Here is an 11,565-nt window from a genome sequence, read left to right on the forward strand (position 1 = left end):
AACTGCCTGCGGGGAAGAAAATCTGTAAGTTGAGCGAAGATATATTTTCCTTGATTCATTTTTTTAACTTTTGGCAAAGCTAAAGACAAGTAAGCCAATTCAAATCGTCACGCAACTAAAATCTTCTAAAACCACAATGTATAAAGCATTTCAAAGAACGAGTTTTAATTTTTAGTGCCCACTAGTGTTTTCTTATTTCTTATTCCGGCTTACTATATACATCCGAACCTTCATATCAAATGAGAATTCTTATTTGATACGTTTCTAAGTCAAAGTGGCTAATTATATTATCAAAGATTATATTATTTTTTCAAAAAATCAATTATCCTTTCTGTTTTAACTTCCATAAATCATTTCGGCAGTCCGAAAGCTATTCTCAGCGCTTCCATATCTTTCATAGACGTACCTTCCGGTTCAAATCCCATCGATTTGGCTGTCAGATAAATCTGTGCCGACTTGGATAAGGTATCCACCATGTCGAAAGCCTCCATAATATTTTCACTGACTGAACAGACACCATGCTTTTCCCACATCACCACATCATATTCTTTCAGCATCTCCACTGTCGCATCCGCCAGTTCGATAGAGCCAGGCATTATGTAAGGGATGATACCCAATCCTTTCGGACAGAATGCCCGCGTTTCCGGTATCATACTCCAAAGCAGGTATGTCAGTTTATCCTTTTCGAGGAAGGCGGGATTGTGTGTCATCGCTATCAAACCGATAGGGTGTGTATGCAACGCGGCTTTATATCCCGACCCTATTTCTATCTGATAATTATGCATCGATAAATGCGATGGAAGTTCGGAGGTAGGCTTCACCGGATTATCAGCTATTATCACATAGCTTGCGCAATCGTCCAGGATACGGATTACCGAGCCGTTTTCCATAGGTCTGCGGGCAAGGTCGCGCATACGCTGGTTTGTACCTTTGCAGAAAAAATAGCAGCCTTTGAGATGCGGAAGCACTTTACCGATCTGTATTATTTCACTTATGGATTCCATATCCCGCATTTCATCGTCTACCACATCAGTGATATTAATGGTAATATTTCCGCCGTTACGTTCCGCCCATCCTTTTTGCCATAAATAACCTGCTACTTCGGCAACTTCATTAATACACCCGGCTAATTCAGTCCGGCCTTCTAAAATTGATTTCATATTTTTGTAATATTAAAAAATTCAGAAGTTATAGGAGTCAGAGTAGTTAAAGGAGATAGCTCATAACCTCCGGAGAGGAATTTTTCTTTCTTTCGTGGCTTTGCCACTCCTTCACTTGGGGAGATTGGGTGGGGTCACTCCTTTAATTCTTCTAACTTACTTTTACTCCTAATACTTAATCGTATAAACCGATACAGGACCCAACAATCCTGATGACTGCAATCCGCTGTCTTTATTGTACGGATTGACAGGACACCAGGTCTGACGCCGGTCCTCAGGCAACATGCTGTCCCCGATTAAACGGTTTACCCAGTTATTTACAACGGATACTTCTATACTATTTTCTCCTTCATGTATATAGTCGCTGATTTCTACCCGCCACGGCGCTGTCCATACTCCACCTGCATACCTACCGTTTACTGAGACTTTAGCCATTACCATTGTTTTACCTAAATCGAGATAATAAGACTTGTCTTTCGAAATGTTTGTCAGTGTCACATTGTTTTTATAGATGACTGTTCCCGAATAATATTTTATACTGTCGTTAGCTGATTGTGTCCAATCCTGAAGCGTATTCATTACCACCGGATTGACAGGCCCTCTCATCTTTGCGTCGAAAGTAACCGTCCAGGGGGAGGTTACCGATTGCACAGGTTCCGGTTCAGGGTAATTTATATTTACGCCTCCTTGCAGCGACCCGTTAGAAGTCTTGCGGAATATAACGAAAGCGCTCTCCATAGCTTCCAGTTTCAGGGGTAAAATAGTTTTACCATCCTGTATTGTATATGCTTTCAGTTTCCTTACAGTAGCCGTCAGAGGGTTCCACAGCTCCGGAATTTTTCCATCTATCCGGAATTCGGGACTTAATGTGACTGTTTGTCCCGACTGGTTCGATATAAAATACATATCCCCGTCTTTCTGTGTGCGATGGATAAACAGTACAGGGTCGTCCTGTCCGGTCTTAAAATCGGGAATTATTTTCAGCATATCAAACAACTCCTGCATCTCCATACCGGAGGCAATTATCCCTTTTCCGGCTTTTGCATATTTGGTATTTACCCCATCCACATTCTTCCATAGCGAGGCTGCAAGCTGTTTCACTTCGTTGTCTGCTTCGGGATAATTCTCGTAACTTGGTGACCGCTTTGGCGCAGGACCTAAGACTACCGCGCCGTCATTCACAAGCCGGGATATTTTTTTCAGGAGTTCAGGCCGCATTGTTTCTTGTCGGGGCAAAACAAGTACTTTATATTTCATTCCGTCCGGCAATACAATATAGCCGTCTTTTACCTTAGCCCGCGTCATCAGAACTTCCGCATTTATATAATCAAAGGAATAACCTTTCGGCAGGGCGGGGTCGCAAACTCCGGTCATTTTTGGAGCGTCTTCACCAATAAAATAAGCGGCATCGGCAACATAAATCCCCTGTTGCAACATATAATTGCACCGTTTCAGATAGTGTAGAAATACATCCATATCATAAAACCAGGTATTTTTACGGTTAAACTCATTTCCGAACCAAGCATTCATTCCGGGATTTTTATCCTCATAAGGCTGGTGAATATAAACGTGCAACAGCGAGTTATTAATACCCTCCGTAAAAAACCGGTCGCCGCGCTGTTTCATCAATTCAGGATAACGGGCAAAATGGCCGCCTCCAGCAGTAAAGGATTCCACGGAAATCTTCTTTTTACCATAAATATGCCCGCACGAAGAAGCAGCCCTGTTTTCTATATCGCCAAGGGTACCCTCGCTCCAGAATTCGCCACCTATCTCGTCAGACTGCCCGCCATATTGCAGAAATTCACCGGGAAATCCCCAATGTCCATAATTCTCCAGCCATGTCTTCAAACCATGTTTACGGCCTGCTTCACGGAATCCCCCGACAAAGTCATAAGCCACTTTATCAGCGACAAACCGCCTTAAATCCCACAGGAAACGATCTGTTATATCGCGACTGCCGACAACATAACCATTGAATGCGGGAATAAAAGGAACAGGGTCATAATTGTATCTCGCCTTGAAGTCTTCAATAAAATCATCAGTCCAGTTCTGGCCTCCCACTTCATAGCTGTCCTGCACCACAACTTTCCAGGTTTTCCTGTCTTCGGAAGGAATACGGCGTATTATCTCACCCATAAAAGCGTCGAAATGAGCCGCAACATGTTTTTTGCTCATTTTATCAATTTCCAACCCTTCTCCTTCAGGCGATGCCGGAGAATTGCGCGTTCCTGTGGGAACCATTCCCGAACGGATGATTTTCCATTCTCCAGCCGGAACATTCCACTTCAGGTTGCCGTCTTTATCCATATATTGAGTAATATCCAGTATTTCAGCCGGATTGATAAGAGATAATTTATTACCGGATCCGGGCTGTTCGTCCCACATATATTCGTGCCAATATGGAAGCGGGCTTTGGAACATCTTTCCCAAAGTCTTTTCTACATAGCGTTCCTCTAATGTCCGGGCAGATAATGAAAGCTCGGCTATTCCACAGTTTTGATTCGCGTTTGTAAATATCACCCTGAAATCTTTACCTTCTGTTTCGGGAACAGCCATTACTACCGGGCCATACGGATTAAATCCAACCTGAACACTTGCATTTGTACGATTGACATTAAATTTCCGGATAAGGTTATACTGTCCGTTACTGTCTTTTACAAGCAGTTCAACGTCTGCATTTATGGGGTGTCGGGTCGGCAAAACAGATATAGACCTTACAACATAAGATTCCGGATTTTCAAAATCTATAGTAACGGTTCCAAACGATTCCAAATTGACCCCTGTAGCGGTATTTCCGTCCGCAATACAGGATATATCCTTAATCTGAGGCATTGATTTTATTTTAGCAGCAGTCGAATTCAATGGTTCCAGAGATTTGTCGTAAGGGAATGCCAAAACTTTTACATCCTGAAAATCTTCATCCGTTTTTTCCAGTTTCACGCTTAATGCGACCGGGCCTGTAACAGATAATTCAGAGACGGCAAGATAGCGCATCGATTGCCCGGGTTTTACCCATGGGCCTCCCGACTGGCTCCAGCCCGGCCCGTTGAATATCCCTATTTCTATATTTAATTCAGTAGCCTTTTTCAGGGCAGCGTGCATTATATCCCACCATTCATCCGAGAACAGCTTCACTTTTCCGTATGAAAGGTCATTGGGGCCTAATCCTATATTTCCGATAAAGGCTCTGTTGATGCCGACTTTTTTCATGGCTTCAAGGTCTTTTATGACACCTTCTTTTGAAATATTATCCGATATCCAATACCAATATACCGAGGTTTGCACCTCTTCGGGAATATTCCTGAAATTCTTTTCAATTTCAGCATAAGTAACATTTTCCGTATCTTGAGCCGATGTGGTACAATTAGTAAAAAACAGCACAACGAATAAGCTGATAATGAAAAGATACAAATAGGTAGTTTTTCGCATAGTATTATTTTTTGATTGATATTATAGTTCAGGTTCAAATTATTTTAACCGTATAATATTCTATTTTATTACCTCCACTTCCGGGGGTGCATTAATTTCCGATTCGATTTTACCGTTTTTTTGCCTTGTATGCTTTACCCTCAATACCCCAAAAGGAGTAGGAAAAGTACCTTCTGCAAACTCAAGGTTTCCCAGATTGGGTAATACCCTGATTTTTTTACATCCCGGCTCAAGCACTTTTATACCCAATATATGCTCGCTTAACCACGCAGTAGGGCCGGACGCCCATCCGTGGCATAAGCTATGACGAAATCCTGTATAACAATAATTCCCATAATCACCATGAATATCTTTTTTCCCGGATTGAGGTATTTCATCGATCCGCGAAGCATTCTCAAGCCAGTCGACATTGAAATCCTCCCAAAAAGTAGTCGCTCCCACATTTAACATGCCTCCCCAGTATTGACGTATATACTCTAACGCAGTATTATAGTCGCCTGACTTCGCCAATGCCTGAAGCATATAATATCCGTAAAAAGTAGAGAACCCATGAACACCGTTACCGGTTATTATGGCACGTCCTTCTTCCGCAGCCATAAATCCGGATAATGTAAGCAGAGCCGCCGCCTGTTTAGAGTTATTATAAGGAGGAATATGTTTTTTCAACTTTTCAAGAGCATCCTGACATTCGTCCGCAACCTCTTTTTCGTTAAGGATGAGGCACAGGCTCTTGCCATCTGACAAAGCCCATGCCATCAAAGCCTGCAGTCCGGCATGAACGGCTTCGGGATTTTCATTCGATGGCCAGTCCAGAAAACGGATTCCGTCCAATGTTTCTTTTCCTTCTTCGTCAATCAAAGACATAATCCGGCGAAGCAGGGGTATAAGATATTCTTTTTGCTGATTCAGGTAGGCCAGGTCCCCATGATTCATATACCAGTCTTTATGGGTAATTATCCACCACAGGGAATATGAACTGTGTCCATTCATCCAATTCGTCAAAGGCGTGTTATCTCTTGCCAGGTCTAATGAACGGGGAACAGAAGCATTATATCCGAATACAGCGTTTATAGTAGAAACTTCGGGGTGCATATCGCCAACCCAGACCAAACGGTCCCGTTTTATACCATCCCACAGATAATGCTGGAGATTGAGATGTACGGTATAAGCCCCTGTCATCCATATCTTATTCAGTAATTCGTCATTACATTTGAACGAACCCAGATAGGGTATATCCTGATATATAAATTTCGCCCTTACTTCATTTATTTGTATTTCTGTATTCAAATCAACCAAATCGATTCGGATAAAACGGAATCCTGTATTCCCAAACTCTGCTGTTCCCCACTGGGGTACTTCCACTATCGCATCCCTGATAGCATGATCGTTTGTCGCACCTTTTTCCCCTATATTACTCATCGTTTCGCTAACCGATTCCCCAAAGCGTAGACGAAGCCTGACTGGCTTTCCGGTAGACGAGCCTCCGGCCACAATCTGAATTCCGCCTTGCAGTTCTTTTCCAAAATCGAGTATAATAGAGGGAGTGTCCGACTTATCACTTTTGAAAAGGCAGATATTCCTGTTTGCCAGGTCGGCTTGTCCTTTACCTTTAAGGAGTAGAGAAGATTCGTTTCCTATCCGGGCATCTCCTTTTGCTTCTTTCCACACAATGCGACAGGGCGACAGGTAAGTTGTAGTCAGTTCTGGCGCATAAGTATATTCACATCCGGTATTCTCAAATACAGGAGGCAGTTGGGCGTTTCCAGTATCCGGAAGTAAAGAACACAGAACAAAAAAGAGGACAGGCCTGCATATCCGACCCAACCGGCTTTTTACAAATTGTTTTTTTATAAAAATAAGCATTTTGCTATCTGAGTTTATTTCAATATCTGTGGTAAAATAATAGAGATTATCAGAGCCGCCAACCCGGCAATTAATACCGTTATGGTCTTTTGCCCCGATCCTTTCCATTCCTTTAGTATTATACCCCAAAAGTTACTAAATAATACATTTAATGACATTAATATGCTCCACGAAAACGCCATCATTACACTGCCCGGTTCGAAGAAACTCTGTCCAATACCCAATCCAAAAAACTGGGAATACCAAAGCAATCCGGCCAAAGCGCAGAATAACAGATTATTCACCCAATTGGAACCAGAGATAGAAGTATAATCTTTGAACGTCTTATTCTTATAGTTCTGAAAAAGACAATAACACGCATTCGTGATAAATCCGCCGATTGTGACCAAAAGTATAACCGGATTTAATACGAGAAGCTCGTTTGCTCCAAGTCCCGCCAGACAAGCTTTAATCGGCGTTCCGGCTTCAAGCCCGAGATTGAAACAGGCGCTCATTACTCCTGCAAGGAGCGCGATAAAGATGCCTTTCTTCAGGGCGAAGTCTTTTACTGCTTTCTTCTTCTCTTCGTCCGTCATATTACGCGATTTCAACGCTCCGGCATATCCGATGACAGCAATGCCGGCAATAGCTATAGATACCCCGATAAGGAGAACAAGCCCATTACCTTCAAAAAGGTTCTCCCCTTTCAGTATAGCCGGAATCAATGTCCCGAAAGCGGAACATGTGCCCAAAGCTAAAGATTGTCCCAAAGCAACACCAAGGTAACGCATGCTAAGCCCGAATGTCAGGCCTCCTACGCCCCAGAGAATACCAAATCCGATGGCTTTGTACACGCCATCACCTGCTGCCAGCCATACATCGAACAGGGAGACACCAGAAGGTAAGGCGATGATGGCGCCTGACAGTGGAAACAATAGCCATGCGAATATACCCTGCACCAGCCAGAAGCATTCCCACGACCAATTCTTGACTTTGTTGATTGGCACGTATGAACTGGATTGTCCCAGACTGCCTATGGCTATGATAATTAATCCTATGATTGTATTCATGCTTTTAATTATGAATGATGGATGATGAATTATGATCTATCCTCTTTTCGATGTTACATCTTTTTCATACTGTTGTATCTCTCCGATATAATCTTCGCCCACTGCAATATTGTTTTTCAAGCAAAAGTAATCCCATACGGCGTTCCACGGCAGACTCTTAGCTTCTTCGAGTAATGCGAGGCGTTCGAAATATTGGCCGTTGGCTTCGTACTCGCGAAGTTGAACGATAGGCTCAAGCAATCCTTGCAGGAATGCCTTCTGTGTAGAACGTATACCGATTACATAGGCGCCTATGCGGTTGATGGAAGCATCGAAAAAATCGAGTCCGATATGTACTTTATCTAATGCTTCGGCACGGACAATTTCTTTTGCCAGTTCCGCTATCTCATCATTCAGGATGACAACATGGTCGGAATCCCAGCGTACAGGGCGGCTTACATGAAGCATAATTTCCGGTGTGAACAGCAATAGAGAGGAAATCTTATCGGCTATGCTTTCGGACAAATGGAAATGACCGGTATCCAAAGTAACCATCTTTTGTTTCTTAGCTCCATATCCCAGATAGAAATCGTGAGAACCTACCGTATAGCTTTCGAGGGCGATGCCAAACAGTTTTGATTCTACACAGTCTTTCATGTTCTTATATTCTTTCGCAAATATCTCATCCAACGACTGTTCAAGGATAGAACGATACAGATAACGATTCACCGTCAGGTCTTTCGAGCCATCGTGTATCCACAGATTCATAATACACGGGTCGTTCTGAAATTTACCCATTTCTTCCGATATAGCCCGGCAATGTTTCGTATGCTCTATCCAAAAGTCGCGAACAGACTTGTCAGGATTGGCCAGAGTGAGGTCTCCACTCTTAGGGTGTCCGAAAGATGTGGAGTTGAAATCCAATTTCAGGTTCTTCTCTTTCGCCCATTGCATCCAGCTAGTGAAATGCGAATGTTCGACCTGATCGCGGTCTACTATTTTACCATGAAAGTCTCCGTATATCTCATGCAGGTTCAGACGATGATTGCCGCCAATCAGCGTTTGTACTTTTTCAATATCGGCGCGAAGTTCGTCTATGTTGCGGGCTTTGCCCGGATAGTTTCCGGTAGCCTGTATTCCGCCACCACCCAGGTTACCGAGATTCTCAAAACCTGTAACATCATCAGCCTGCCAGCATTGGATGGATATTTGTATCTTTTGCAGTTTTTCTAATGCGGTATCTATGTCTACGCCTATCGCTGCATAACGTTCTTTTGCTATTTCATACGATTTTTGTACTAATTCACTTTTTTTCATGGTATTCAGTTCATTAATATTTTAAGATTATTTTATCAGGGTTAGGAAATATGGATATCTTTCATTCCATTGCCCGGAATCCTGTGGTTGAAAAAACTCAGGGCTGACACTATTGCGTATAATATTCCTTATTTCGTGTAAAGAATTTACTAATCCTGCCCCTTTAGCCTGCATCATTATATTCCCTATAGCAGTGGCTTCGCATGGCCCTGCAACAACAGGAATACCAATGGCGTTGGCTGTCATCTGATTCAGTAGCTTGTTTTGTGAACCGCCACCAATCACATGCAATTTTTCTATCGGGAAAGGCGCGACCTTTTGCAGGCAGCCTAATACATATTTATATTTAAGAGCCAGGCTATCGAAGATACAACGGATATATTCAGCGTCGTTTTCAGGGGCTTTCTGGTTTGTTTCCTTACAGAAATCAGCAATTGCCCTTGTCATACTTCCGGGATTGGCAAACGAGGGATGATCCGGGTCTACCAATGATTGAAAACCATTTACCGAACCGGATAATGCTACAATCTCAGGGTAAGTATATTGTTTGCCGGCTATCTCCCATTCTTTACGGCATTGTTCGAGCAGCCACATTCCCGTTATATTCTTCAGGAAACGCACAGTTCCCTCAACTCCTCCTTCATTTGTGAAGTTCAGTTTGAAAGAATCTTCGTTGATGATAGGAGCATCAACTTCTATACCCATCAGCGACCATGTGCCCGAACTGAGATACGCGAAGTTCCTGTTTCCGGCGGGGACGGATACTACAGCCGAACCTGTATCGTGCCCGGCAACCGCGATAACAGGTATTCGCTCCAACCCGCATTCGTTTGCCAGGCTTTCTGTCAGGATTCCGATTACCTGCCCCGGCATTACTACCTGAGGTATTAACGAAACCTTAATGCCCATCGCTTCCAAAAGTGAGTTTTCTATTTGTCTTGTATTTGGATTTAAAAACTGAGAAGTGGATAAAATAGTGTACTCGCAGACCTTTTTCCCTGTGAGTAAATAAGATAAGGCATCAGGCATAAATAATATTTTTTTTGCATTTTCCAGAGAGGATGAATTTTCTTTTTTTGCCGCGTAGAGTTGAAATAAACTGTTGAAATTCATAATCTGGATTCCGGTCAGCCGATATACTCTCTCCCGGGAAAGAAGCTTTTCGAAGTATTCTTCCGGTATGCCCTCTGTGTAAGGGTCGCGATAGGAACGTGCCGCACCCAATATAGAACCGTCTTCGCCTAAATAAACAAAATCAACACCCCATGTATCGATACCAATAGCATCGATCTTAATGTTTTGAGATACCACAGCTTTCAATCCGTCTTTCAGAGCTTCAAACAGAGCAAAAACATCCCAGTAATATCTGCCTTGTATATGGATAATCTTATTAGGAAAACGAGTTAATTCTTTTAATTCCAGTTTGCCATTTTTTAGCGAACCTATTATGCTACGCCCACTGGTGGCACCTATGTCAAAAGCGAGAAAATTGTGTGTGTTATACATGGCATTAGATCTGTTAACCTTGAGGCAAAATTAATTGCCACAAGGAAAAAGAGAGTTATGTATTTGATATAAATACTCAACAATATGACATTACACACTTTGCTTGAACTGTAGGTGCGAATTAGTAGCCGGAAAGATGTATTAGTTTTTTGATATTAAATTTTTACACTGGGTCGTTATTCTGTAATTCATAGGCGTTAACCTAGTTTTCTTTTTAAATATGGTGCAAAAATAATTCGGGTTATCAAAACCTAATCTGAAAGCAATTTCAATATTGGAAAGATCGGTATTTGTAAGCAATTCTTTACTTTTCTGTATTTTAACTTCCAGAATATACTGTAGTGGGGAAAATCCAGTATACTGTTTGAAAATCTTCCGGAACCGAGAATAACTGATATTCAAAATCGAAGCTATTTCCTCTGGAGAAATATTATTACTCAAATTTTCTGTTATTATCAATTTTGCCTTGTTGACCAATTTCGTAATTTTCATTTCTTCGAAAGAAGATGATTTATCGTATGCATAAGCAGACGCAAGAAGATAACCGACTATTCCTGCCAGTTGTTGCTGAAAGCCTGCATTTTGTTTTTTGGCTATATCTATGGCTTGTATATACATATTAACGAACTCATTCTGCAGACCTACATTTAAGATTGGCCTTTGTTTTGAAAAGAAATTAAAATCAAGCTTTTTTGCTACATCTTCCCCATTAAAACCAATCCAATACTCGTCCCATCCTGTATTTATATCGGGTTTGTAAGTATGCCAGTCTCCAGGAAACAACAGAAACATACTACCTTCTGTGATAATAATCTTATCACACTGATTCGATACAAACTGCCCCTTTCCTCGTGTTATGTATAATAACTGATATTCATTAAGAACCCTTCCTTTATCAGTGCTAAACAGATACCGGATAGGATGATTCAGGGGAGGATATGCTTCTCCACGCTCAATATGCTGATACCCGACTGAGTTTACTATCAATCCCCATTGAATATCCCGCTCACTGGCCATGAGGTATTTAATATGTATTGAGTCGCTTTCCATTTCTTCTGTGTTTTAATGAGTAGTTCAAAGTAACAAAGATAATATTTTGCCGGATTTCTAATAATTAAGAAGTAACTGTAATGTAAGCATTCGGTCAGATGCATCTTTTTTGAGATATTCATAGTCTTTACCTTTGCATAATCAGGAGTTAACAAACATTTAACGAGCAATCAGTTTATGCAAAATGGATTCAGAGTATAAAAAAACCT

General features: G+C 41.9%; 7 protein-coding genes. All 7 read right to left on the reverse strand.

The genetic code is table 11. The annotated features are described in order from the left end of the window. Positions 1 to 350 precede the first annotated feature (350 nt). The gene (gene rhaD, locus ACYPZI_RS14845; protein ID WP_459602969.1) at positions 351 to 1,160 is read right to left on the reverse strand and encodes a rhamnulose-1-phosphate aldolase; all 810 of its coding nucleotides are present in this window, start codon (positions 1,158 to 1,160) and stop codon (positions 351 to 353) included. Positions 1,161 to 1,328: 168 nt separating this feature from the next. Next, positions 1,329 to 4,592, reverse strand: coding sequence for a glycosyl hydrolase (locus ACYPZI_RS14850; RefSeq protein ID WP_459602971.1), 3,264 nt, complete (start codon positions 4,590 to 4,592; stop codon positions 1,329 to 1,331). Between the two features lie 60 nt (positions 4,593 to 4,652). Further along, positions 4,653 to 6,563, reverse strand: coding sequence for an alpha-L-rhamnosidase-related protein (locus ACYPZI_RS14855; RefSeq protein ID WP_459602973.1), 1,911 nt, complete (start codon positions 6,561 to 6,563; stop codon positions 4,653 to 4,655). After that, positions 6,470 to 7,504: an L-rhamnose/proton symporter RhaT gene (gene rhaT, locus ACYPZI_RS14860; protein ID WP_459602975.1), complete on the reverse strand. Its 1,035-nt coding sequence runs from the start codon at positions 7,502 to 7,504 to the stop codon at positions 6,470 to 6,472. The genes ACYPZI_RS14855 and rhaT overlap by 94 nt, the downstream gene beginning before the upstream one ends. Before the next feature lie 36 nt (positions 7,505 to 7,540). Then, positions 7,541 to 8,800, reverse strand: a complete 1,260-nt coding sequence (locus tag ACYPZI_RS14865; protein WP_459602977.1) for an L-rhamnose isomerase — start codon at positions 8,798 to 8,800, stop codon at positions 7,541 to 7,543. Between the two features lie 27 nt (positions 8,801 to 8,827). Continuing rightward, positions 8,828 to 10,306, reverse strand: coding sequence for a rhamnulokinase (locus ACYPZI_RS14870; protein WP_459602979.1), 1,479 nt, complete (start codon positions 10,304 to 10,306; stop codon positions 8,828 to 8,830). Between the two features lie 141 nt (positions 10,307 to 10,447). After that, positions 10,448 to 11,356 carry a helix-turn-helix domain-containing protein gene (locus tag ACYPZI_RS14875; protein WP_459602981.1) on the reverse strand — a complete coding sequence of 303 codons (909 nt, stop codon included), beginning with the start codon at positions 11,354 to 11,356 and terminating at the stop codon, positions 10,448 to 10,450. Positions 11,357 to 11,565 lie beyond the last annotated feature (209 nt).

The organism is Dysgonomonas reticulitermitis (genome assembly GCF_054601275.1).

Excerpts from the sequence above, each read along its gene's own strand:
- rhaD (WP_459602969.1), bottom strand. The coding sequence starts at position 1,160 with ATGAAATCAATTTTAGAAGGCCGGACTGAATTAGCCGGGTGTATTAAT.
- ACYPZI_RS14850 (WP_459602971.1), bottom strand. The coding sequence starts at position 4,592 with ATGCGAAAAACTACCTATTTGTATCTTTTCATTATCAGCTTATTCGTT.
- ACYPZI_RS14855 (WP_459602973.1), bottom strand. The coding sequence starts at position 6,563 with ATGGAAAGGATCGGGGCAAAAGACCATAACGGTATTAATTGCCGGGTT.
- rhaT (WP_459602975.1), bottom strand. The coding sequence starts at position 7,504 with ATGAATACAATCATAGGATTAATTATCATAGCCATAGGCAGTCTGGGA.
- ACYPZI_RS14865 (WP_459602977.1), bottom strand. The coding sequence starts at position 8,800 with ATGAAAAAAAGTGAATTAGTACAAAAATCGTATGAAATAGCAAAAGAA.
- ACYPZI_RS14870 (WP_459602979.1), bottom strand. The coding sequence starts at position 10,306 with ATGTATAACACACACAATTTTCTCGCTTTTGACATAGGTGCCACCAGT.
- ACYPZI_RS14875 (WP_459602981.1), bottom strand. The coding sequence starts at position 11,356 with ATGGAAAGCGACTCAATACATATTAAATACCTCATGGCCAGTGAGCGG.